At 66.1% G+C, this 21930-nt stretch carries 23 protein-coding genes; 14 read left to right on the top strand and 9 right to left on the bottom strand.

Annotated elements, in window-relative coordinates; all coding sequences use genetic code 11:
* Positions 1-9: 9 nt before the first annotated feature.
* The 9 genes from RXV79_RS03575 to RXV79_RS03535 all read left to right on the top strand — a co-directional run bounded on the left by RXV79_RS03575 (position 10) and on the right by RXV79_RS03535 (position 9552).
* Complete coding sequence (locus tag RXV79_RS03575; protein ID WP_316702100.1) at positions 10-1959, top strand: AMP-dependent synthetase/ligase; 1950 nt, start codon at positions 10-12, stop codon at positions 1957-1959.
* Positions 1956-2735 (top strand): ABC transporter ATP-binding protein, encoded by a 780-nt coding sequence (locus RXV79_RS03570; protein ID WP_316702099.1) that lies wholly within the window; start codon positions 1956-1958, stop codon positions 2733-2735. The genes RXV79_RS03575 and RXV79_RS03570 overlap by 4 nt, the downstream gene beginning before the upstream one ends.
* Before the next feature lies 1 nt (position 2736).
* The gene (locus tag RXV79_RS03565) at positions 2737-3666 is read left to right on the top strand and encodes a branched-chain amino acid ABC transporter permease (protein WP_316702098.1); all 930 of its coding nucleotides are present in this window, start codon (positions 2737-2739) and stop codon (positions 3664-3666) included.
* 2 nt (positions 3667-3668) lie between these two features.
* Positions 3669-4733, top strand: a complete 1065-nt coding sequence (locus RXV79_RS03560; protein WP_316702097.1) for a branched-chain amino acid ABC transporter permease — start codon at positions 3669-3671, stop codon at positions 4731-4733.
* Positions 4734-4771: 38 nt separating this feature from the next.
* Positions 4772-6097 (top strand): ABC transporter substrate-binding protein, encoded by a 1326-nt coding sequence (locus RXV79_RS03555; RefSeq protein ID WP_316702096.1) that lies wholly within the window; start codon positions 4772-4774, stop codon positions 6095-6097.
* A 13-nt stretch (positions 6098-6110) separates the two neighbouring features.
* A complete protein-coding gene (locus RXV79_RS03550; protein WP_316702095.1) occupies positions 6111-6917 on the top strand; it encodes an ABC transporter ATP-binding protein in 807 nt (268 codons plus the stop codon).
* A gap of 10 nt (positions 6918-6927) precedes the next feature.
* Positions 6928-7230 carry a hypothetical protein gene (locus RXV79_RS03545; protein ID WP_316702094.1) on the top strand — a complete coding sequence of 101 codons (303 nt, stop codon included), beginning with the start codon at positions 6928-6930 and terminating at the stop codon, positions 7228-7230.
* Positions 7223-8482, top strand: coding sequence for a phenylacetate--CoA ligase family protein (locus RXV79_RS03540; RefSeq protein ID WP_316702093.1), 1260 nt, complete (start codon positions 7223-7225; stop codon positions 8480-8482). The genes RXV79_RS03545 and RXV79_RS03540 overlap by 8 nt, the downstream gene beginning before the upstream one ends.
* A 101-nt stretch (positions 8483-8583) precedes the next feature.
* Positions 8584-9552, top strand: coding sequence for a tripartite tricarboxylate transporter substrate-binding protein (locus RXV79_RS03535; RefSeq protein WP_316702092.1), 969 nt, complete (start codon positions 8584-8586; stop codon positions 9550-9552).
* Between the two features lie 48 nt (positions 9553-9600).
* Here RXV79_RS03535 and dtd read toward each other — a convergent pair whose 3' ends face one another.
* The 3 genes from dtd to tyrS are packed head-to-tail and all read right to left on the bottom strand — an operon-like array spanning position 9601 to position 11653.
* Positions 9601-10044: a D-aminoacyl-tRNA deacylase gene (dtd, locus tag RXV79_RS03530; protein WP_316702091.1), complete on the bottom strand. Its 444-nt coding sequence runs from the start codon at positions 10042-10044 to the stop codon at positions 9601-9603.
* Complete coding sequence (locus RXV79_RS03525; RefSeq protein ID WP_316702090.1) at positions 10041-10400, bottom strand: DUF5329 family protein; 360 nt, start codon at positions 10398-10400, stop codon at positions 10041-10043. The genes dtd and RXV79_RS03525 overlap by 4 nt, the downstream gene beginning before the upstream one ends.
* Positions 10401-10405: 5 nt before the next feature.
* Positions 10406-11653: a tyrosine--tRNA ligase gene (tyrS, locus tag RXV79_RS03520; RefSeq protein ID WP_316702089.1), complete on the bottom strand. Its 1248-nt coding sequence runs from the start codon at positions 11651-11653 to the stop codon at positions 10406-10408.
* 224 nt (positions 11654-11877) lie between these two features.
* Here tyrS and RXV79_RS03515 point away from each other — a divergent pair, with 224 nt between their 5' ends.
* Both RXV79_RS03515 and RXV79_RS03510 read left to right on the top strand, forming a co-directional pair.
* Complete coding sequence (locus RXV79_RS03515) at positions 11878-13257, top strand: M23 family metallopeptidase (RefSeq protein ID WP_316702088.1); 1380 nt, start codon at positions 11878-11880, stop codon at positions 13255-13257.
* Positions 13258-13276: 19 nt separating this feature from the next.
* Entirely contained in the window at positions 13277-14377 is a 1101-nt protein-coding gene (locus RXV79_RS03510; protein ID WP_316702087.1) for an anhydro-N-acetylmuramic acid kinase, read from the top strand.
* 48 nt (positions 14378-14425) lie between these two features.
* Here RXV79_RS03510 and erpA read toward each other — a convergent pair whose 3' ends face one another.
* The 5 genes from erpA to rplM all read right to left on the bottom strand — a co-directional run bounded on the left by erpA (position 14426) and on the right by rplM (position 16981).
* The gene (gene erpA, locus RXV79_RS03505) at positions 14426-14803 is read right to left on the bottom strand and encodes an iron-sulfur cluster insertion protein ErpA (RefSeq protein ID WP_296723075.1); all 378 of its coding nucleotides are present in this window, start codon (positions 14801-14803) and stop codon (positions 14426-14428) included.
* 51 nt (positions 14804-14854) lie between these two features.
* Positions 14855-15253 carry a bactofilin family protein gene (locus RXV79_RS03500; protein WP_316702086.1) on the bottom strand — a complete coding sequence of 133 codons (399 nt, stop codon included), beginning with the start codon at positions 15251-15253 and terminating at the stop codon, positions 14855-14857.
* 34 nt (positions 15254-15287) lie between these two features.
* On the bottom strand, positions 15288-15947 hold the full coding sequence (locus RXV79_RS03495) for a DUF6776 family protein (protein ID WP_316702085.1): 660 nt from the start codon (positions 15945-15947) through the stop codon (positions 15288-15290).
* A gap of 203 nt (positions 15948-16150) precedes the next feature.
* Positions 16151-16543 carry a 30S ribosomal protein S9 gene (gene rpsI, locus RXV79_RS03490; RefSeq protein WP_257828241.1) on the bottom strand — a complete coding sequence of 131 codons (393 nt, stop codon included), beginning with the start codon at positions 16541-16543 and terminating at the stop codon, positions 16151-16153.
* 9 nt (positions 16544-16552) lie between these two features.
* Positions 16553-16981 (bottom strand): 50S ribosomal protein L13, encoded by a 429-nt coding sequence (gene rplM / locus RXV79_RS03485; protein ID WP_296723082.1) that lies wholly within the window; start codon positions 16979-16981, stop codon positions 16553-16555.
* A 245-nt stretch (positions 16982-17226) separates the two neighbouring features.
* Here rplM and RXV79_RS03480 point away from each other — a divergent pair, with 245 nt between their 5' ends.
* The 3 genes from RXV79_RS03480 (at position 17227) to RXV79_RS03470 (ending at position 19859) form a co-directional block, all read left to right on the top strand.
* Positions 17227-17919, top strand: a complete 693-nt coding sequence (locus RXV79_RS03480; RefSeq protein ID WP_316702084.1) for a GNAT family N-acetyltransferase — start codon at positions 17227-17229, stop codon at positions 17917-17919.
* Between the two features lie 113 nt (positions 17920-18032).
* The gene (locus RXV79_RS03475) at positions 18033-18803 is read left to right on the top strand and encodes a DUF2726 domain-containing protein (RefSeq protein ID WP_316702083.1); all 771 of its coding nucleotides are present in this window, start codon (positions 18033-18035) and stop codon (positions 18801-18803) included.
* Between the two features lie 36 nt (positions 18804-18839).
* Positions 18840-19859: a serine/threonine protein kinase gene (locus RXV79_RS03470; protein WP_316702082.1), complete on the top strand. Its 1020-nt coding sequence runs from the start codon at positions 18840-18842 to the stop codon at positions 19857-19859.
* Position 19860: 1 nt separating this feature from the next.
* On the opposite strand, the gene htpG is transcribed toward RXV79_RS03470, so the two are convergent.
* Entirely contained in the window at positions 19861-21741 is a 1881-nt protein-coding gene (gene htpG, locus RXV79_RS03465) for a molecular chaperone HtpG (protein ID WP_316702081.1), read from the bottom strand.
* Between the last annotated feature and the right edge of the window lie 189 nt (positions 21742-21930).

Here is a 21930-nt window from a genome sequence, read left to right as displayed (position 1 = left end):
GAGGTTGCTGTGGCGAACACCACCTTTCCGCACCTGCTGCTGGAGCACGCTGCCAAGCGGCCCACGGCGCCCGCGTTGCGCGAGAAGGCATTCGGCATCTGGCAGACGCTCTCGTGGCAGCAGCTCGCCGCCCTCGTGCGGGCCCTGGCCGGTGGCCTTGCGGCGGCGGGCTTGCAGCGGGGCCAGCATGTGGTCGTGATCGGCGACAACCGGCCGCGCCTCTACGCCACGCTGCTCGCGGCGCAATCGCTCGGTGCCATCCCGGTGCCGCTCTACCAAGACGCGGTGGCCGCCGAGTTCGTGTTCCCGCTCTTCAACGCCGAGATCGGCTTCGCCGTCGTCGAAGACCAGGAGCAGGTCGACAAGCTGCTCGAGATCCGCCCGCAGTGCCCGGCCCTGCAGCGCATCTGGTACGACGACCCGCGCGGGCTGCGCCACTACAGCGAGCCGGGCCTTGCCTCGCTCGACGCGCTGGTGCACGAGGGCGAGAGCTTCAACTCGGCGCATGCCGGCTTCTTCGACGCCGAGGTGGCCAAGGTGCAGCCCAGCGACGTGGCCGCGATGTTCTTCACCTCGGGCACCACCGGCAACCCGAAGGGCGTGGTGCACACGCACCTCTCGCTGATCGACCGCGCCGTGGCCGGCGCGCGTTTCGACAAGCTCACTGAAGCCGAAGAGGTGCTGGCCTACCTGCCGCTCGCGTGGATCGGCCAGAACGTGTTCTCGTACGCGCAGTGGCTCGCCTGCGGCTACGTGGTGAACTGCCCCGAGTCGGCCAACACCGTGTCGATCGACCTGCGCGAAGTGGGGCCCACCTACTACTTCGCGCCACCACGCGTCTTCGAGGGCCTGCTCACCACCGTGATGATCCGCATGGAAGATGCGAGCGCGCCGAAGCGCTGGCTCTTCCAGCGCTGCATGGCGCTGGCGCGGCGCGTGGGGCCCGCGTTGATGGACGGTAAGCCGGTGGGCGCGCTCGACCGCCTGCGCTACATGCTGGGCACGCTCTTCATCTACGGCCCGCTGCGCAACACGCTCGGCCTCTCGCGCGTGCGCGTGGCATACACCGCGGGCGAGGCCATCGGCCCCGACCTTTTCACCTTCTACCGCTCGATCGGCGTCAATCTGAAGCAGCTCTACGGTTCGACCGAGACCGCCGTGTTCGTGTGCCTGCAGCCCGACGACCAGGCGCGTGCCGACACCGTGGGCGTGCCCATCGAAGGCGTGGAGATCAAGGTGAAGGACAGCGGCGAGATCCTCGTGCGCTCGTCGGGCCTTCTGCGTGGCTACTACAAGAACGAAGCCGCCACCGCCGAGGTGCTCGACGCCGAAGGCTGGTACCACACCGGTGACGCCGGCTTCATGGACGCGCAGGGCCACCTCAAGATCATCGACCGCGCGAAAGACGTGGGCCGCATCGGCAGTGGGCCGAATGCGGGCGCGATGTTTGCCCCGAAGTACGTGGAGAACAAGCTCAAGTTCTTCCCCTACATCAAGGAGGCGGTGGCCTTCGGCGACGGGCGCGACAAGGTCTGCACCTTCATCAACATCGACATGGAAGCCGTGGGCAACTGGGCCGAGCGACGCAACCTGCCCTATGCCGGCTACACCGACCTCGCACAGAAGCCCGAGGTGTACGAGCTCGTGCGCGACTGCATCGAGAAGGTCAACGCCGACCTCGCCGCCGACGAGAAGCTCGCCGGCAGCCAGGTCAGCCGCTTCCTCATCCTGCACAAGGAGCTCGACGCCGACGACGGCGAGCTCACCCGCACGCGCAAGGTGCGGCGCGGCTTAATCGGCGAGCGCTACAACGTGCTGGTGGATGCGCTCTACGGCGGCAAGAGCGAGCAGTACATCGAGACGGCCGTGAAGTTCGAGGATGGCCGCAGCGGCATGGTGGCCGCCACCTTGAAGATCGCCGACGTGAAGACCTTCCCCGCGATGCGGAGGGCCGCATGAGAAAGATCGGCGAGGTCATCCTCGAGGTGCAGAACATCTCGCTGTCGTTCGGCGGCGTGAAGGCGCTCACCGACATCAGCTTCGACGTGCGCGAGCACGAGGTGCGCGCCATCATCGGGCCCAACGGCGCGGGCAAGAGCAGCATGCTCAACTGCATCAACGGCGTCTACACGCCGCAGCAGGGCTCGATCACGCTCAAGGGAAAGTCGTTCAAGCACATGAGCTCGCGCCAGGTGGCCGAGATGGGCGTGGCGCGCACCTTCCAGAACCTCGCGCTCTTCAAGGGCATGAGCGTGCTCGACAACATCATGACCGGGCGCAACCTGCGCATGAAGAGCAACCTCTTCCAGCAGGCCATCCGCTGGGGTGCCGCCGAACGCGAGGAGATCGCGCATCGCGAGTTCGTCGAACGCATCATCGATTTCCTCGAGATCCAGGCCTACCGCAAGACGCCCGTCGGCCGCCTGCCCTACGGCCTGCAAAAGCGCGTGGACCTCGGGCGGGCGCTCGCGATGGAGCCCTCGCTGTTGCTGCTCGACGAGCCGATGGCCGGCATGAACGTGGAAGAGAAGCAGGACATGAGCCGCTTCATCCTCGATGTGAACGACGAGTACGGCACCACCATCGTGCTGATCGAGCACGACATGGGCGTGGTGATGGACATCAGCGACCGCGTGGTGGTGCTCGACTACGGCAAGAAGATCGGCGACGGCACGCCCGACGACGTGCGCCGCAACCCCGACGTCATCAACGCCTACCTCGGAGCGGGTCACTGACATGGGCTTCTTCCTCGAAACCCTCTTCGGCGGCCTGATGGCCGGCATGCTGTATTCGCTGATCGCGCTCGGTTTCGTGCTGATCTTCAAGGCGAGCGGCGTCTTCAACTTCGCGCAGGGCGCGATGGTGCTCTTCGCCGCGCTCGCGATGGCGCGCTTCTCGGAATGGTTCCCGAAGCTCCTGGCGCTGGACAGCAAGCTGCTCGCCAACCTGCTGGCGATCGTGGCGGCGATGCTGCTGATGGTGGTGGTGGCCTGGGTGATCGAGCGGCTGGTGCTCGGCAAGCTCGTCAACCAGGAAGGCGTGACGCTCCTGATGGCCACGCTCGGCATCGCCTATTTCCTCGACGGCCTGGGCCAGACGCTCTTCGGCAACGCCATCTACAAGATCGACATCGGCCTGCCGAAGGACCCGCTCTTCCTGATGGAGAGCACGTTCCAGGGCGGCATCCTCGTCAGCAAGGAAGACCTCTATGCCGCGGCCATCGCGGGGGTGCTGGTGGCCGCGCTCAGCCTCTTCTTCCAGAAGACGGCCACCGGCCGGGCCCTTCGTGCGGTGGCCGACGACCACCAGGCCGCACAGTCGATCGGCATCCCGCTCTCGCGCATCTGGGTGATCGTGTGGTCGATCGCGGGCTTCGTCGCGCTCGTCGCCGGGATCATCTGGGGCAGCAAGCTCGGCGTGCAGTTCTCGCTGTCGCTGGTGGCGCTGAAGGCGTTGCCGGTGGTGATCCTCGGTGGCCTCACCTCGGTGCCGGGCGCCATCCTCGGCGGGCTGATCATCGGCGTGGGCGAGAAGCTCTCCGAGGTCTACATCGGGCCGATGTTCGGCGGCGGGATCGAGATCTGGTTCGCCTACGTGCTGGCGCTCGTGTTCCTGCTGGTCCGCCCGCAGGGCTTGTTCGGCGAAAAAATCATTGATCGGGTCTGAACATGCTCTACAGAGAAAACGGCCAGTTCAAGACCAGCTACCGCGCCGACCAGCAGATCTTCCCGATCGCGCAAGACCGCGTCGTCATGGCGCTGCTGCTGGTCTTCGCGCTCGCCGTGGTGCCGCTCGTGATGCCAGAGTACTTCTTCCGCGCGGTGCTGATCCCGTTCCTCATCCTGTCGCTGGCCGCGCTCGGGCTCAACATCCTCGTCGGCTACTGCGGGCAGATCTCGCTCGGCACCGGTGCCTTCATGGCGGTGGGAGCGTATGCGGCCTACAACTTCCAGGTGCGCATCGAGGGCATGCCGCTCATCGTGTCGCTGCTGATGGGCGGTGTGTGCGCCACGGTGGTGGGGGTGCTCTTCGGCATCCCGTCGCTGCGCATCAAGGGCCTGTACCTCGCGGTCGCCACGCTGGCCGCGCAGTTCTTCATCGACTGGTCCTTCCTGCGCATCAAGTGGTTCACCAACGATTCGTCGTCGGGCTCGGTGAGCGTGGCGGGCATGAACGTGTTCGGCCTGCCCATCGACACGCCGGTGCAGAAGTACCTCTTCTGCCTGGCCTTCCTGATCGTCTTCGGGCTCCTGGCCAAGAACCTGGTGCGCGGCCACATCGGTCGCGAGTGGATGGCCATCCGCGACATGGACGTGGCCGCCGCCGTCATCGGCATCCGGCCGGTCTACGCCAAGCTGAGCGCGTTTGCGGTCAGCAGCTTCATCGTGGGCGTGGCCGGCGCGCTGTGGGGCTTCGTGCACCTGGGCTCGTGGGAGCCGGCGGCCTTCAACATCGACCGCTCGTTCCAGTTGCTCTTCATGGTGATCATCGGCGGGCTGGGCTCGATCATGGGCAGCTTCTTCGGCGCCGCCTTCATCGTGGTGCTGCCCATCGTGCTCGACAACCTGCCGTACTGGTTCGGCATCCCGATCGACACCGCGCTCGCCGCGCACCTCACCTACATGATCTTCGGCGCCCTGATCGTCTTCTTCCTCATCGTGGAGCCGCACGGCCTGGCACGCCTGTGGTCCACCGCGAAAGAAAAGCTCAGGCTCTGGCCTTTCCCTCATTGACGCTCACTGACCCACCGACAACAGCAGGAGACAGCACCATGAACCGCCTCAAGCCCATCGCTCTCACCGTGGCCCTCGTGGCCGCCCACCTCGCCACGCCCGCCCTGGCGCAAGACAAGGTCCAGTTCTTCCCGAGCCTCACCGGCCGCACCGGGCCCGTTGCGCCCAACGCGACGCCGTTTGCCAACGGCTACGCCGACTACATGAAGCTCGTGAACCTTCGTGGCGGCATCAATGGCGTGAAGACGCTGGTCGAGGAATGCGAAACCGCCTACGCCACCGACAAGGGTGTCGAGTGCTACGAGCGCCTGAAGGGCAAGCACGGTGGCGCCACCGTCTTCCAGCCGCTGTCGACCGGCATCACCTTCGCGCTCACCGAGAAGGCCCCCAACGACAAGGTGCCGCTCATCACCTCGGGCTACGGCCGCAGCGACTCGGCCGACGGCGGCATCTTCAAGTGGAACTTCCCGCTCATCGGCCACTACTGGGTGGCGGGCGACACGGTGCTTCAGCACATCGCCAAGAAGGAAGGCGGGTGGGACAAGTTGAAGGGCAAGAAGATCGGCGTGGTCTACCACGACAGCCCCTTCGGCAAGGAGCTGCTGCCCATCATGCAGGAGCGTGCGGCGATGCACGGCTTCGAGCTGCTGCTGCTGCCCGTGCCCGCGCCGGGCGTGGAGCAGAAGGCCATCTGGCTGCAGGTGCGCCAGCAGCGCCCCGACTTCGTGGTGATGCAGACCTGGGGCGTGATGACGCCCACCGCCATCAAGGAAGCGGTGGCCACCGGCTACCCGCGCGAGAAGATGTTCGGCACGTGGTGGTCGGGCGCCGAGCCCGACCTGCGCGACGTGGGCGCCGCGGCCAAGGGCTACAGCGCGGTGATGATGCAACACGGTGCCGAGCCTCAATCGACGGTCGTTCAAGACATCCTGAGCAAGGTCCATGGCCCTGGCCAGGGCACGGGCCCGAAGGAAGAGGTGGGCTCGGTGCTCTACATGCGCGGCGTGGTCGGCGCGATGCTGGCCGTCGAGGGCGTGCGGGCGGCGCAAGAGCGCTTCGGCAAGGGCAAGGTGATGAGCGGGGAGCAGGCACGCTGGGGCTACGAGAACCTCAACCTCACGCAGGCCAAACTCGACGCGCTCGGCTTCAAGGGTGTGCTGCGGCCGGTCTCCACCAGCTGTGTCGACCACATGGGCTCGGCCTGGACGCGGGTGCACACCTGGGACGGCGCCAAGTTCACCTGGGCCTCCGACTGGCTGCAGGCCGACGAGGCGCTGATCCGGCCGCTGGTGAAGAACTCGGCCGAGAAGTACGCCGGCGAAAAGAAGCTGACCCGCCGCCCCCCGGCCGACTGCCAGAGCTGACGGCGGCAACGCGATGAGCAACGTCTTCCTCAACGTCAACGGCATCGAGGTCATCTACAACCACGTGATCCTCGTGTTGAAGGGGGTCTCGTTGCAGGTGCCCGATGGCAAGGTCGTGGCGCTGCTCGGCGGCAACGGCGCCGGCAAGACCACCACGCTGCGCGCGGTCAGCAACCTGCTGGCCGGCGAGCGTGGCGAGGTGACCAAGGGCTCGATCGAACTGCGCGGCGAGCGCATCGAGAAGCTGTCGACGTCCGAGATGGTGAACCGCGGCGTGGTGCAGGTGATGGAAGGCCGGCACTGCTTCGCCCACCTCACCATCGAGGAAAACCTGCTCACCGGCGCCTACACGCGCAAGGACGGCAAGGCCGCGGTCGCCGAGACGCTGGAGAAGGTCTACGCCTACTTCCCGCGCCTGAAGACGCGCCGCACGTCGCAGGCGGCCTACACCTCGGGCGGCGAGCAGCAGATGTGTGCCATCGGCCGCGCGCTCATGGCCAGCCCGAAGATGGTGCTGCTCGACGAGCCCTCGATGGGGCTTGCGCCGCAGATCGTCAGCGAGGTGTTCGAGATCGTGAAAGACCTCAACACCAAGGAGCGCGTGACCTTCCTGCTGGCCGAGCAGAACACCAACATCGCGCTGAAGTATTCGGACTACGGCTACATCCTGGAAAACGGCCGTGTGGTGATGGACGGTGAAGCGAAGGCGCTGCGCGAGAACGAGGACGTGAAGGAGTTCTACCTCGGCGTGGGTGGCGGCGACCGCAAGAGCTTCCGCGACGTGAAGAGCTACAAGCGGCGCAAGCGCTGGTTGGCATGAAGGGGCTGGCATGAGTGAAGACGAAGGCTGGGGCTTTGCGGCACCGCCGTTCAAGCCCGACGAGGCCTTGCAGCGTTTGAAGCGCGACCTGCGCGAGGCGGGCCTGACCGAACGAGGCGGCGTGTTTGAAAGGCGCGGCACCGCGATTGCCCGTGCTGCCGTCGACGGCGCACAGCTGAAGGTCGAAACGGTGAAACAGCCCGCCCGCTCGCCCGACTGGCAGGTGCAATGCTTCAAGAGTGCGGCCGAGCTGCGCGACTACGTGGCGGCCTTGAAAAAGAAACTGGCGGGCTGGAGCGATCGCGATGACTGAGTTCTACGACGCGCTGGAGCACCGAGACCCGGCCGTGCGCGAAGCCCGCCTGATGGCGGCACTGCCGCATCAGGTGGCGGCGGCGCTGAAGACGCCCGCCTTCGCCGAGCGCTTCGCCGGCGTCGATGCCGCGGGTGTGACCTCGCGCGAAGCGCTCGCCTCCTTGCCCGTGACGCGCAAGCACGAGCTGCTGGAGCGCCAGAAGGCCGAGCGCGCACACGACCCGTTCGGCGGCTTCTCGGCCATCGGCTGGCAGAGCCTTCATGGGCGCAATGGGGCGCAGCGAGTGTTCCAGTCGCCCGGCCCCATCTACGAACCCGAAGGCCGCGCACGCGACTACTGGCGCACCGCGCGTGCCCTCTGGGCGGCCGGCTTTCGCGCGGGCGACCTGATGCACAACAGCTTCAGCTACCACCTCACGCCGGCGGGGTCGATGTTGGAAAGCGGCGCGCATGCGATCGGCTGCACCGTCTTCCCCGGCGGCGTGGGCAACACCGAGCTGCAGCTGCAGGCGATGGTCGAACTCAGGCCCGACGGCTACGCGGGCACGCCGAGCTTCCTGCGCATTGCGCTCGAGAAAGCGGCCGAGACGGGGATCTCGCTGCCCTCGCTGAAGAAGGCGATGGTGAGTGGCGAGGCCTTTCCCGCCGCCCTGCGCGACTGGCTGCGCACACGCGGCCTGGAGGCGTACCAGTCCTATGCCACGGCCGACGTGGGCCTCATCGCCTACGAGACCGCCGCGCGCGAAGGCCTGGTGCTCGACGAGGGCGTGATCGTGGAGATCGTGCGCCCCGGCACCGGCGACCCGGTGCCGCCCGGCGAGGTGGGCGAGGTGGTGGTCACCGTTCTCAACGCCGACTACCCGCTGGTGCGTTTCGGCACCGGGGATCTCTCGGCCACGCTGGCCGGCCACTGCCCCACCGGCCGCACCAACACCCGCATCAAGGGCTGGATGGGCCGCGCCGACCAGACCGCCAAGGTGCGCGGCATGTTCGTGCATCCGGGCCAGGTGGCCGAGGTGCTGAAGCGCTTCCCCGAAGCCGGCCGTGGGCGCCTCGTGATCAGCGGCGAGATGGCCAACGACCAGATGACGCTGCAGGTGGAGACCGCCTCGTCTGCCGAGTCCTTGACGCAGCGCATGGCCGAAGCGATACGCGAGGTGACCAAGCTGCGCGGCGACGTGGCCTTGTGCGCACCCGGCAGCCTGCCCAACGACGGCAAGGTGATCGACGACACACGCAGCGTGGGTTGAAGCCCACTACGGCCGAACCATTACGTAGTTCCCGCCATGCCCGGCGGGCGCGGCGCTTCTAGCATTCCCGGGTCCGATCAACCCCCGAAGGGAACCCCGCCATGAAGAAGCTCCTGATCGCTTGCGCTGCAGCATTCGCAGCGACCAGTGTGTTTGCCTACCCCGAGAAGGCCATCACCATCGTCGTGCCATTCGCCGCGGGCGGCCCCACCGACAAGGTGGCACGCGACTTCGCCGAAGCCGTGCGCAAGCCGCTGGGCAATGCCACCATCGTGATCGACAACGTGGCCGGTGCCGGCGGCACGCTCGGCAACTCGAAGGTCGCTAAGGCCACCCCCGATGGCTACACGCTGCTGCTCACGCACGTGAACATGGCCACCTCGGTGGCGCTGTACCGCAACCTGCAGTTCAAGCCGCTCGAAGACTTCGAGTACGTCGGCCTCGTGAACGAAGTGCCGATGACGCTCGTGGGCCGCCCCACCCTGCCGGCCAACAACTACAGCGAGCTGTCGACCTGGATCAATGCCAACAAGGGCAAGATCAACCTCGCCCACGCCGGCCTGGGCTCGGCCTCGCACCTGTGCGGCCTGCTCTTCCAGAGCACGATCAAGGTCGAGATGACCCCGGTGCCTTACAAGGGCACCGCGCCGGCCATGAACGACCTGCTTGGCGGCCAGGTCGACATCATGTGCGACCAGACCACCAACACCACCGGCCAGATCGAGGCGGGCAAGATCAAGGCGTTTGCGGTGAGCACGACCAAGCGCCTGGCCACCCCGGCGCTGGCCAAGCTGCCCACGCTGGATGAAGCAGGCCTGAAGGGCTTCAACGTGACCATCTGGCACGGCGTCTACGCGCCCAAGGGCACGCCCAAGGCGGTGATCGACAAGCTCAACACCGCCCTGAAGGCGGCGCTGAAGGACCCGACCTTCGTGAAGAACCAGGAGTCGCTCGGCGCAGTGATCGTGTCGGATGCCCGCGCGAACCCGGCCGAGCACAAGAAGTTCGTCTCCGACGAGATCAACAAGTGGACGCCGATCATCAAGGCGGCGGGCCAGTACGCGGACTGAACGGTTCTTGCCGCTCGTGACGAGGCCGCCTTCGGGCGGCCTTTTCGTTTACGCACGCAGCGTGATCGGAATGGTGACCGGTCCGTCGTTGACGAGGTGCACCTGCATGTCGGCGCCGAACTCGCCTTCGCCGACCGTCGGGTGCTGCGCGCGTGCCGTGGCCAGCACACGCTCGTAGAGGCGGCGGCCAAGCTCGGGCGGCGCGGCGTTGGTGAAACTCGGGCGGTTGCCGCCGGAGGTGTCAGCGGCGAGCGTGAACTGGCTGACGATGAGCAGGCCGCCCTGCACGTCGGCCACGCTGCGGTTCATCTTGCCGGCCTCGTCGGAGAACACGCGCAGCTTGAGCAGCTTGGCGACGAGCTTGTCGGCGAGCGCCTCGGTGTCGGCCGGCTCCGCGCACACGAAGACCAGGAGGCCTTGCTCGATGCGGCCGGTGATGCGGCCCGCCACTTCCACGCGCGCGCCGCGCACACGCTGAATCAACGCGATCATCGGCCGTCGTCCATGCGCTTGAGCTCATCGCCGAGGAAGCGCGCGGCCGGGACCTGTCGGCCGTCAGGAAAACGGATCTGGTAGACCTCGCCGGTCGTGCTCGACTTCGACGCGATCTGCTCGATGAACTGCTGGGCCGTCGTCACGTGCTCGCCCATCTTCTCGAACTTCCTGCGCAGGAAGGTGGCGGCGTCTTTCGACGAATAGGCCGAGCCGTTGCGCACGAAGCGGATGGTGGTCTGCGCCTCGACATAGGCGATCAGGCGCTGGATGCGGGCCTGCTCGGCGGCGTTGGGTGCCGCGTTTGCAGCGCACGCTGCTGCGAGCAACACCCCGAGCAAAGCGCGACGCCGCATCGGGCTCAGGCCAGCGTCACCCGCGCGAACTTGCGCTTGCCCACCTGCACGACGTAGGTGCCAGCATCGAGCTTCAGGCCTTTGTCGCTGACCACGCTCCCGTCGATGCGCACACCGCCGCCGTCGATCAAGCGGTTGGCTTCGCTGCTCGAAGGGGCGAGGTTGGCTTGCTTCAGCAATGCGCCAACGCCGAGCGGCGCACCGCTGAGCGACACCTCGGGGAGGTCATCGGGCACCCCGCCACGCGCGCGGTTGTTGAAGTCGGCCTCGGCCGCGTCAGCCGCTGCAGCGCTGTGGAAGCGTGTGGTGATCTCCTTGGCGAGCATCACCTTCGCATCCTTGGGGTTGCGACCCGCCTCGACCTCGGCCTTGAGCTTCGCGATCTCGGCTTCGGGCTTGAAGCTCAACAAGGTGAAGTACTTCCACATCAGCTCGTCGCTGATCGACAGGATCTTCGCGAACATGCCGTTGGCCGGCTCGGTGATCGCGATGTAGTTGCCCTTGCTCTTGGACATCTTCTCGACGCCATCGAGCCCTTCGAGCAGCGGCATCGTCAGGATGCACTGCGGCTCCTGCCCGTATTCGGCCTGCAGCGTGCGGCCCATCAGCAGGTTGAACTTCTGGTCGGTGCCGCCGAGCTCGAGGTCACTCTTGAGCGCCACCGAGTCGTAGCCCTGCATCAGCGGGTAGAGGAACTCGTGCACGCTGATCGGCGTGCCGGCCTTGAAGCGGTCGTGGAAGTCGTTGCGCTCCATCATGCGCGCCACGGTGTAGCGCGCCGCGAGCTGGATCATGCCGCGTGCGCCGAGCGGGTCGCTCCATTCGCTGTTGTAGCGAATCTCGGTCTTGGCGGGGTCGAGCACCAGGCTCGCCTGCTTGTAGTAGGTCTCGGCGTTGGCCTTGATCTGCTCGGGCGTGAGCGGCGGGCGGGTGGTGTTGCGGCCCGAGGGGTCGCCGATCATTGAGGTGAAGTCACCGATCAGGAAGATGACCTGGTGGCCGATGTCCTGCAGCTGGCGCATCTTGTTGAGCACCACCGTGTGGCCGACGTGGATGTCGGGCGCGGTCGGGTCGAGGCCCAGCTTGATGCGCAGTGGCACGCCCGTTGCTTCTGAACGAGCGAGTTTGGCCAGCCAGTCGGCCTCGGGAAGCAGCTCATCGCATCCCCGGCGGCTGATGGCCAGCGCCTCCAGCACCTTGTCGGTGACGGGGTACTTGGGCGCGGGGGAGGTCTTTTCTTCTGACAAAGACATAGGAGAAAGGGAACCTCAGGGGTTTTCCGGGAGTCAGGCAATGCGGGGGACGAAAAGGGTGCCGCTTATACTGCGCCGCACCCGACGGAACACCCCGTGAATGGGGTCCGCAACGGCGACCGCGATTCTAGTGGACGCCCCAGGACGAGAAGATCAACCAGAGCATCGCTCGCGCGGCGCTTGCAGCCCGGGGCCTTTGTGCCCCCCGATCAAAATTGAGTTCGTTGGAAACGCTTGAGCGCGACGCGGTTGCGGCCGGTTCGCGCCTCACCCAGTTCATCGGTCGCCACCCGCGCACCCTCACCACCCTGATCGTCACCGGCCTGATGGGCTTTGGCGTGACCGCCTTCGGCATCGCGCCGCTGGCCCCCGATGCGGCCGACCTGCCGCGGCGCATGGTGACGGAAATCGTCACTCCCGAAGACATCTCGTCGCAGCTGGAAGCGCTCGCGAGCCACACGCTGCAGCTCTATCGCAACGACCTGACCCGCCCGACCGACACCGCCGACAGCCTGCTGGCCCGCCTGAGCGTGGCCGACGTCACCGCCGCCGCCTTCATCCGCAGCGACCGCACCGCGCGCAAGCTGCTCGAAGGCCGCGCCGGCAAGATCGTGCGGGTGCGCATCGACGAGTCGGGCGTGCTGGAGGAGTTGATCGCCCGCTACCCCGCAGAAAACAGCGACCAGTTCGGCACCCACTTCTCGCGCCTGCGCATCACCCGCGTCGGCGACAAATTCCTCGCCGGTGTGGAAACGGCCAAGCTCGAAAGCGAAGTGCGCACCGGGACGGGCACGATCCGCAGCTCGCTCTTTGCCGCGACCGACGAAGCCAAGATTCCCGACCCCGTGGCCACGCAGCTGGCCGAGATGTTCTCGACCGACATCGACTTCCGCCGCGAGCTGCGCCGCGGCGACAGCTTCCACGTCGTCTACGAAGCGCTCACCGCCGATGGCGAGCCGATCACGTGGAACCAGGCCTCGGGCCGCGTGCTCGCCGCCGAATTCGTCAACGACAACCGCACGTATTCCGCTGTCTGGTACCAGGATGCGCACAGCAAGGGCGGCTATTACGGCTTCGATGGCCAGAGCAAACGCCGGGCGTTTCTCGCGAGCCCGATGGAGTTCTCGCGTGTGACCTCGGGTTTCTCGATGCGCATGCACCCGATCCACAAGGTCTGGCGCCAGCACCTCGGCGTGGACTACGGCGCGCCGACCGGCACGCCGGTGCGCAACGTCGGCGATGGCGTCGTCGAATTCGCCGGTTGGCAGAACGGCTACGGCAACGTCGTGCAGGTGCGCCACAGCAACGAGCGCACCACGCTTTATGGTCACCTGAGCCGCATCGATGTGCGCAAGGGCGAGCGCGTCGAACAGGGCGCACGCATCGGGGCCGTCGGCGCGACCGGCTGGGCCACCGGCCCACATCTGCACTTCGAGGTGAAGGTCAAGGGCCAGCACCAGGATCCGCTGGTCATCGCCAAGACCTCGGAGGCGGTCGAACTCGCGCCCGAATCGCGCGCGCAGTTCACCGCCGTGGCGCGGGGGCTGCGCCAGCAGCTCGAAGTGGCGAAGGCCAACCCCTACCGATTCGCCCAAGCCGAGTGAGCCGCTGCACAATTCGGCGATGGCTGAATTGTTTGCAGGGCTGATGTCGGGCACCTCGCTCGACGGGGTGGATGGCGTGCTGGCCGAGTTCTCGGCCAGCGGCTTTCCGAGGGTTGTCTCGCACGCCTACCGGGCGTTCCCGGAAGCGCTGCGTGAAGAGCTGTTGGCTCTCAACACCTCCGGCGCCGACGAGCTGCACCGCTCGGCGCTCGCCTCCAATGCGCTGGCCGCGCTCTACATCGAGGTGGTGGCCGAATTGCTCGCCAACGCGAACGTCGATGCGCGCGCCGTGCGCGCCATCGGCAGCCACGGCCAGACCGTGCGTCACCGGCCCGGCCTCGGCTACACATGGCAGATCAACAATCCAAGCCTGCTGGCCGAACGCAGCGGCATCGCGGTGGTGGCCGACTTCCGCACGCGGGATGTGGCCGCCGGTGGGCAGGGCGCGCCGCTTGTCGCCGCCTTCCACCGCGCGCTCTTTGGCCAGGCGGGTGAGACGCGGGCCGTGCTCAACCTCGGCGGCATCAGCAACCTCACCGCCCTGCTCGCCGATGGCCACACCACCGGCTTCGACTGCGGCCCGGCCAACGTGCTGATGGACCTCTGGTGCCTGCGCCACACCGGCCAGCGCTTCGACGCCGATGGCGCCTGGGCAGCGCAAGGGACCGTGCAACGCGGCCTGCTCGACCTGCTGCTCCAGGAACCCTATTTCGCGGAACCACCACCCAAGAGCACGGGCCGCGATCTTTTCAACGTCACTTGGCTCGAGAGCCGCCTGCGGGCGCATGGGCCCTGTCATCCCGTCGACGTGCAGGCCACGCTGTGCGAACTCACGGCGGTGACCTGCACCGATGCGGTCAAGGCTCACGCGTCGGATGCGAGCGAGTTGCTGGTCTGCGGAGGCGGCGCCCTCAACCTGCACCTGATGGGGCGCCTGGCCCATCACCTGCCCGGCATGGCCGTGCGGCCGAGCGACGCGCGCGGCCTGCCGGCGCAGCACGTGGAAGCTGCCGCCTTCGCATGGCTCGCCTATAGGCATGCCCACAGCTTGCCGGGCAACTTGAGCGCCGTCACAGGCGCCAGCGGCCCGCGTGTGCTGGGGGCCTGGTACCCCGCCTGAATGCAAAAGGCCGCCTTGCGGCGGCCTTTTGGCGAAACGGCGTCCCGGTCAGACCGAGAAGCTCGACCCGCAGCCGCAGGTCGTCGTCGCGTTGGGGTTCTTGATCACGAACTGGGCGCCTTGGAGGTCGTCCTTGTAGTCGATCTCGGCACCCGCCAAGTACTGCAGGCTCATGGCGTCGATGAGCAGCGTGACGCCGTTCTTGTTCATCTGCGTATCGTCTTCGTTGACGATCTCGTCGAAGGTGAAGCCGTACTGGAAGCCTGAGCAGCCACCGCCTTGCACGAAGACGCGCAGCTTCAGGTCGGGGTTGCCTTCCTCGTCGACCAGTTCCTTGACCTTGTTGGCCGCGCTGTCGGTGAAGACCAGCGGCACCGGGGGGGCATCGGCTGCGGGGGTTTGAACTTCGTGTGCCAGGGCGCTCATGGGGACTTCCTTCCTATCGAGGGCTCAATTATCCACGCCCCGGACAAGACCTCACTGGGCGTTGGATGCCGCCAACTTGATCATTGCGGGCTTTTCTTCCGCCTTCAGCGGGCGCAGTTCACCTTCAATGGTGGCGCCCTGGTGCATTTCAAGCGCTTCGTACTTGACGTCGCCCACGATCACCGCCTTGGGTTGCAGCTCGAGCAGCGCGTCGGCCTGCACCGGGCCTGTGACGTGGCCGTTGATGATCACGTGACCGGCCTTCACACGCCCCACCACGCGGGCCTTCTCGCTGATGACGAGGATGCTGGTGTCCACCTCGCTGGCGATCACGTCGCCTTGGACTTCACCGTCGATGCGCAGGCCGTCGGAGAACTGCAGCTCACCGCGGATCACCGTGCCCTCGCCGATGAGGGTGCGAATGGGAGGCTGCTTTTTCTTCGCGAACATGGTGATGCTCCTGGTAGAGATTGACGGAGGAAGGTCACAACTTGACGGTCTGGGTCGCCCGGACCCCGCCCTGGTTGTCGGTCACCTTGACCTGCACCGTCTTCACCACCGCCTCTTGCGGATAGCTCACGGTGCCTTCGAGGCGGGCCGACTGCTTCACTTGCAGTGGCTTGGGCCCGCCGGGCTGGGAAATCGTCCAAGGTTTGTCACCCAGTGTGCCCGACAGCACGATGTCATAGCGGCCGGCAAACTCGGGTGGATTCTTGCCTATTTGCATGATCAGAACCTGAAAGCGCACCTGGCCCGGACCCGCCGCCTCCGCCTGCAGGGCCCTGACATTGAGCCCGGAGGCGCTCGCCGGGAGCAGCCGTTCGAAGAACCCCAGGTCCGCTTTCAGCGACAGGTTTTCCGACTCGACCTGCTTGATCTGCTGTGCGAGGCGCTCCTGGGCGACCTTCTCCGCCTTCAGCAGGCTCTGTGCCGTATTGGCGATGGACTGCGCGCCTTCGCGCTCTTCGCGCAGCTTGGCCACTTCGATGCGCAACTCGGCCAACTCGGCCTTGGCGTCCTTGTCCAGGCCGGCGATGCTCTTGCCGAACTCGAACGCCCACAAAGACAGCGCTGCCGAGAAGCCGAACACCAGCGCCACCACCGCCCATCGCAGCGGCCACGGCAGATGGCTGCGAACGATCATGCGCGGGGCACTGATCGACAACCGTCGGCGTAGCAATTTCCAGCGCATTGGAAGGGTTCTGGGAGGCAGGTCGGCTACAGGAGGCGCGATTGTAGGAGCCACCTTTTGGTGCGGCCTGTGTCGAAAGCTTGCAGGTGTGTGCAAGCGGCTCTGGAAACGAAAAAGGCCGCGATAGCGGCCTTTTTGCACGAGCTGGCAGGAAGTCAGCGCTTGCTGAACTGCTTGCGGCGACGGGCGCCGTGCAGACCGACCTTCTTCCGTTCGACTTCACGCGCATCACGCGTCACAAAGCCAGCACGGCTCAGTTCCGGCTTGAGCGCCGCGTCGTAGTCGATCAGCGCACGGGTGATGCCGTGGCGCACCGCACCGGCTTGGCCGGACTCGCCACCGCCGTGCACGTTGACCTTGACGTCGAACGCCGCGTCATTGGCGGTCAGCACCAGCGGCTGGCGCACGACCATGATGGACGTCTGGCGGCCAAAGTACTGGTCGACGGGCTTGCCGTTGACGAGGATCTGGCCGGTGCCCTTCTTGATGAACACGCGCGCCACCGAAGACTTGCGGCGGCCGGTTCCGTAGTTCCAATTTCCGATCATCACCGCTCCTTAGATTTCCAGCGCCTTGGGCTGCTGGGCGGCGTGCGGGTGGGAACCACCGGCGTACACCTTCAGCTTCTTCACCATCGCGTAGCCCAGCGGCCCCTTGGGCAGCATGCCCTTCACGGCCTTCTCCAGCGCGCGGCCGGGGTGCTTGGCTTGCATGTCCTTGAACTTGGTGCCGTAGATGCCGCCCGGGAAACCGGAGTGGCGGTAGTACACCTTGTCGTTGGCCTTGTTGCCCGTCACACGGAGCTTGTCTGCATTGACGACGACGATGAAATCGCCGGTGTCGACGTGAGGCGTGTAAATGGCCTTGTGCTTGCCGCGCAAACGGAGTGCCACTTCGCTGGCAACACGTCCGAGCACCTTGTCGGTGGCGTCAATCACAAACCACTCGTGCGTCACTTCGGCCGGCTTGGCGCTGAAGGTCTTCATGAGGATCTTTCGATGTGCCCGCCCTGGTGGGGCGAGGCGGGATGTGGCTCAATGTCGAGCCGTCGGTGTTCTCGGTGCTGCTTATCGAGGCAACCTCTCAAACGATCGACGGCATGGTTCTTCCCCGGAGCCGAGCGGGAAAGCTTTCTAGTGTATCCGAACCAGGGCGGCCTCGGTAGCACCATCGCAACCGTGTCCCCAACCGAAGTCGGTAGAATTAGGGTTTCCACCAATACGAGGTCTGCATGGTCTCCAGCACCACCTCCAAACTTCACACGGCTCCCAAGCCGGCCCCAGAACGCCTGTCCTGGGTCCCGATCCGCTCCCTGGCGGAACGCCACCGCACACGCATTGCGACCCATATTATTGGTCTTAGCGAGAGTGATCGCTATCTCCGGTTTGGCTACCCCGCGACTGATGAGCAGGTGCAGCGCTACGTGGAGTCGATCGACTTCGAGCGCGACGAGGTGTTTGGCATCTTCAATCGCCGCCTCGAACTCATCGCCATGGCGCATCTGGCGTACCTGCCGGTGCCCACGCAGCCCGAAGCACCGGCCACGGCTGAATTCGGGGTTTCGGTCATCGGTCGTGCCCGCGGCCGGGGCTACGGGGCCCGCCTGTTCGAGCACGCGGTGTTGCATGCCCGCAATCGCGGTTGCGAACGTCTCTTCATCCACGCGCTGAGCGAAAACGCCGCCATGCTGAAGATTGCGCGCAACGCAGGCGCGAGCGTGGAGCGCGACGGCTCCGAATCGGAAGCGTGGTTGAAGCTGCCGCCCGACAGCATCTCCTCGCAGGTTGGTGAACTCGTCGGCCACCAGGTCGCGGAATTCGACTACCAACTTAAATTGCACGCCCAGCGCCTCAGCACTTGGCTGAAGGGGGCGCCGGAAGTCAAGACTCACACGGTGGAGACCGACCGAACGGCATCGGAATAGTCTTGAACGAATCGGCCGCCAAGCCGCGCCATTGCTGGGTTTGCGGCATTTTCCCACACCCATGTCGGGGATGGGAGGCCTCAGGGGCCACGGTTAGCATGACCTGAACACTCATGCTGAATCTCCCTAACACCTATTGGGCTCTTGCACTCGGCGCCATCGCCGCGCTGCTTGTCCTGGCCCTGATCGTCATCGTGCTACGCGGCCGAAAGCCACGGCCGAAACCTCTGCCGCTGGAGTGGGCCTTGACCGGCCGCCCCGTCTTCAGCACCGACGAGCGGCGCATCTACCGCTTGCTGCGCGAAGCCCTGCCGCACCACATCATCCTGTCGAAGCTGCCGCTGGTGCGCTTCTGCCAGCCGACCGACCCGAGCGAGGTGCGCTACTGGTATGAGCTGCTGGGCACGACCCATGTCACCTTTGCCGTGTGCAGCGCCAACGGGCGCGTGCTCGCCGCGGTGGACCTCGACGTCGAGCGAGGTCATTCGCACCGCGCGCAGCAGGTCAAGCAGGCAGTTTTGTCGACATGCCGAGTGCGCTACATGCGCTGCCCTGTCGACCGCATGCCGTCGGTCGCTGAGTTGCAGTTGCTGGTGCCGCACAGTGGTGCCGCCGCGCGCGCACCCGAGCCGATGCCGCCCCACACCTTGAACCAGGCGCGCAGCTCTCTCGCCAGCACGGTGGCGCACCGCCGCGCCGAGCGCACCGCGCTGTGGCAGGACTCGTCGCTGTTCCAGGACTCCTTCTTTGCGCCTGACAGCCGCCTCGACGCCTTCACCGCCAGCGACCTCGTCGGCCTGTCGGACCGGCCCTCCTCGCTCGCTGGCAGCGACGACATCGGCGGCGTGGTGGTCGACGGCCCAGGGAACGCCCCGCGTCGCTGAGCCACGGCCGCAGCCCCGGGCGCTTACGATGCGCCCATGCCTTCCCCTTCGACGCCTGCGAGCGACACCCCCTACGCCGGCCTCACGCCGGACGCCGTGCTCGATGCACTCGACAGCGTCGGCCTGCGCGGTGATGGCCGGCTGATCCAGCTCAACTCCTATGAAAATCGCGTCTTCCAGGTCTTCCTGGAAGACGGCTCCGTGGTCGTGGCAAAGTTCTATCGGCCCGGTCGTTGGAGCGATGCACAGATCCTCGAGGAACACGAATTCGCGGCGGAGCTGGCCGAGGCCGAGATCCCGGTGGTCGCACCGCGCAGGCTGGGCAGCACGACCTTGCCGTCGTTCGCTATCGAAGGGCAGCCCTATCGTTTCAGCATCACGCCCCGCCAGTCGGGCCGTGCGCCGGAACTCGAAGACACCGCCACCCTCGAGTGGATCGGCCGCTTCATCGGGCGCATCCACACGGTCGGCATACGCAAGCCGTTCATCCATCGCCTGACGCTCGATGCCCACAGCCACGGCACCACGCCACGCGACTGGCTGCTCGCCTCGGGCCTGATCGCAGTCGAGACGCAAACCGCCTGGAAGCAGGTCGTCGACCAGGTGCTCGACGAAGTGCAACGCAGCTACGATGCGGCGGGCGCCTACCACCCGATCCGCCTGCACGGTGACTGCCACGTCGGCAACGTGTTGTGGACCGACGCCGGCCCGCATTTCGTCGACCTCGACGACGCGCTGATGGGCCCGCCGGTGCAGGACTTGTGGATGCTGCTCTCCGGCGAGCGCCAGCAAAGGCAGCAGCAGCTGACTGCGCTGCTCACCGGCTACGAAGATTTCATGGAGTTCGACTGGCGCCAGCTGCGCCTGATCGAAGCGCTGCGCGCACTGCGCATGATCCATTACAGCGCCTGGCTCGCGCGCCGCTGGGCCGATCCGGCCTTCCCGGTCGCGTTTCCCTGGTTCGGCGACCGCAACTACTGGAGCGAGCAGATCATCCGCCTGCGCGACCAGCTCGATGCCATGCGGGAGCCGCCGCTCGGCGGCTCCGCGTTCTGACTCAGGCGGTCAGCAAGGCGTTCACACGCCGCACGTAGGCCGCCGGATCTTCCAGATGCCCCCCCTCGGCCAGCACCGCCTGGTCGAAGAGGATGTGCGCCAGATCGTCGAAATGCGCGCTCCCGTCGAGGCGCTTCACCAGCGCGTGCTCGGCGTTCACCTCCAGCGTGGGCTGCTGCGCCGGCGCGCTCTGGCCCGCCTGCTTCAGCATGCGCGCGAGGTGCCCGCTGATGTCGCCTTCTTCCACCACCAGGCAGGCCGGTGAATCGACGAGGCGCGTGGTCACGCGCACATCCTTCGCGCGATCCTTCAGCACCTCCTTCAGCCGGTCGAGCACCGGCTTGAAGGCGGTGGCCGCTTCTTCGGCCTGCTTCTTCTCGGCCTCGTCCTGCAACTTGCCGAGGTCGATCGCGCCCTTGGCCACGCTTTGCAGCGGCTTGCCCTCGAACTCGTAGACGTGGCTGAGCATCCACTCGTCCACACGGTCGGTGAGCAGCAGCACCTCGATGCCCTTCTTGCGGAAGATCTCGAGCTGCGGGCTGTTTTTCGCAGCGGCCAGCGTGTCGGCGGTCACGTAGTAGATCGCCTCCTGGCCTTCCTTCATGCGGCCCACATAGTCGGCCAGCGACACACCTTCATCCGCATGCGTCGACGCGAAGCGGAAGAGCTTCACCAGCCGCTCCTGGTTGGCGTGGTCCTCGCCCACGCCTTCCTTCAGCACCGAGCCGAAGTCCTTCCAGAACTTCGCGTATTTCGCGCGTTCGGCTTCGTCCTCGCTGTTGGCCAGGCCTTCGAGCATCGAGAGCACACGCTTGGTCGACCCTTCGCGAATGGCCTTCACGTCCCGGCTTTCCTGCAGCAGCTCGCGGCTCACGTTGAGCGGCAGGTCGGCGCTGTCGATCACGCCCTTGACGAAGCGCAGGTACACCGGCATCAGCGCTTCGGCGTCGTCCATGATGAAGACGCGCTTCACGTAAAGCTTCACGCCGCCACGCTTGTCGCGGTTCCACAGGTCGAACGGCGCCTTGGCCGGGATGTAGAGCAGCTGCGTGTATTCGCTACGCCCTTCCACGCGGTTGTGCGTGTAGGCCAGCGGCGCTTCGGTGTCGTAGCTGATCTGCTTGTAGAACTCTTCGTACTGCTCGGGCGTGATGTCGCTCTTGCTGCGGGTCCAGAGGGCCGCCGCCTTGTTGATCGGCGCCCACTCGTCCTTGACGATCTGCTCGCTCTTCTCCGGGTCCCACTCCTCCTTCTGCATCAGCACCGGCAGCGAGATGTGGTCGGAGTACTTGCTGATGATCGAGCGCAGCTTCCAGCCGCTCAGGAATTCTTCCTCGCCCTCGCGCAGGTGCAGGATCACGTCGGTGCCGCGCGTGGGCTTGGTGATGGTCTCGACCTCGAAGTCGCCGCTGCCGTCGCTGCTCCAGCGCACACCCTCTTCCGCCTTCGCGCCCGCACGGCGCGACTCCACGGTGATGCGGTCGGCCACGATGAAGCCCGAGTAGAAGCCCACGCCGAACTGGCCGATCAGCTGCGCGTCCTTCTTCTGGTCGCCTTCGAGCTTGGCCATGAACTCGCGCGTGCCGCTCCTGGCGATGGTGCCGAGGTTGGCCACGGCTTCTTCGGCTGACAGGCCGATGCCGTTGTCGCGGATGGTGATGGTCTTGGCGGCCTTGTCGAAGCTCACGCGCACGTCGAGGTTGGGCGCATCTTCATACAGGCCGGCATTGTTCAGGGCCTCGAAGCGCAGCTTGTCGCACGCGTCGGACGCGTTGGACACCAGCTCGCGCAGGAAGATCTCCTTGTTCGAGTACAGCGAGTGCGTGACGAGGTGCAGGATCTGCTTGACCTCGGCCTGGAAGGAAAGGGTTTGTTTTTCCATGGTGTTCGGGAAGACGCTTTAGGTTCTGACCAATCGGCCGCGCGAGCACATAGGGTCGCGGTGGCTGTTTTCAAGAGCGGGCGGGGATCATAAGGACAAGCCCTCGACAAGCCCCTTTGGCGCGCTTGGACACCAGCCGGGCGTGTCGCAGTGCTCCGCTACGATCCGCCGCTCCTTCCAAGAAGAGCG

This window comes from Piscinibacter gummiphilus (genome assembly GCF_032681285.1).
GTDB classification, from domain to species: domain Bacteria; phylum Pseudomonadota; class Gammaproteobacteria; order Burkholderiales; family Burkholderiaceae_C; genus Rhizobacter; species Rhizobacter gummiphilus_A.
The sequence above is the reverse complement of the archived record's forward strand: the minus strand, read 5'-3'. Positions and strand labels throughout refer to the sequence as shown.

Coding starts and splice junctions, on each gene's coding strand:
- RXV79_RS03510 (WP_316702087.1), top strand. CDS start 13,277: ATGGCTGAATTGTTTGCAGGGCTGATGTCGGGCACCTCGCTCGACGGG.
- RXV79_RS03550 (WP_316702095.1), top strand. CDS start 6,111: ATGAGCAACGTCTTCCTCAACGTCAACGGCATCGAGGTCATCTACAAC.
- RXV79_RS03545 (WP_316702094.1), top strand. CDS start 6,928: ATGAGTGAAGACGAAGGCTGGGGCTTTGCGGCACCGCCGTTCAAGCCC.
- RXV79_RS03535 (WP_316702092.1), top strand. CDS start 8,584: ATGAAGAAGCTCCTGATCGCTTGCGCTGCAGCATTCGCAGCGACCAGT.
- RXV79_RS03475 (WP_316702083.1), top strand. CDS start 18,033: ATGCTGAATCTCCCTAACACCTATTGGGCTCTTGCACTCGGCGCCATC.
- RXV79_RS03525 (WP_316702090.1), bottom strand. CDS start 10,400: ATGCGGCGTCGCGCTTTGCTCGGGGTGTTGCTCGCAGCAGCGTGCGCT.
- rplM (WP_296723082.1), bottom strand. CDS start 16,981: ATGAAGACCTTCAGCGCCAAGCCGGCCGAAGTGACGCACGAGTGGTTT.
- RXV79_RS03540 (WP_316702093.1), top strand. CDS start 7,223: ATGACTGAGTTCTACGACGCGCTGGAGCACCGAGACCCGGCCGTGCGC.
- erpA (WP_296723075.1), bottom strand. CDS start 14,803: ATGAGCGCCCTGGCACACGAAGTTCAAACCCCCGCAGCCGATGCCCCC.
- RXV79_RS03480 (WP_316702084.1), top strand. CDS start 17,227: ATGGTCTCCAGCACCACCTCCAAACTTCACACGGCTCCCAAGCCGGCC.
- RXV79_RS03570 (WP_316702099.1), top strand. CDS start 1,956: ATGAGAAAGATCGGCGAGGTCATCCTCGAGGTGCAGAACATCTCGCTG.
- tyrS (WP_316702089.1), bottom strand. CDS start 11,653: ATGTCTTTGTCAGAAGAAAAGACCTCCCCCGCGCCCAAGTACCCCGTC.
- htpG (WP_316702081.1), bottom strand. CDS start 21,741: ATGGAAAAACAAACCCTTTCCTTCCAGGCCGAGGTCAAGCAGATCCTG.
- rpsI (WP_257828241.1), bottom strand. CDS start 16,543: ATGATCGGAAATTGGAACTACGGAACCGGCCGCCGCAAGTCTTCGGTG.
- RXV79_RS03560 (WP_316702097.1), top strand. CDS start 3,669: ATGCTCTACAGAGAAAACGGCCAGTTCAAGACCAGCTACCGCGCCGAC.
- RXV79_RS03565 (WP_316702098.1), top strand. CDS start 2,737: ATGGGCTTCTTCCTCGAAACCCTCTTCGGCGGCCTGATGGCCGGCATG.
- RXV79_RS03500 (WP_316702086.1), bottom strand. CDS start 15,253: ATGTTCGCGAAGAAAAAGCAGCCTCCCATTCGCACCCTCATCGGCGAG.
- RXV79_RS03555 (WP_316702096.1), top strand. CDS start 4,772: ATGAACCGCCTCAAGCCCATCGCTCTCACCGTGGCCCTCGTGGCCGCC.
- dtd (WP_316702091.1), bottom strand. CDS start 10,044: ATGATCGCGTTGATTCAGCGTGTGCGCGGCGCGCGCGTGGAAGTGGCG.
- RXV79_RS03470 (WP_316702082.1), top strand. CDS start 18,840: ATGCCTTCCCCTTCGACGCCTGCGAGCGACACCCCCTACGCCGGCCTC.
- RXV79_RS03495 (WP_316702085.1), bottom strand. CDS start 15,947: ATGATCGTTCGCAGCCATCTGCCGTGGCCGCTGCGATGGGCGGTGGTG.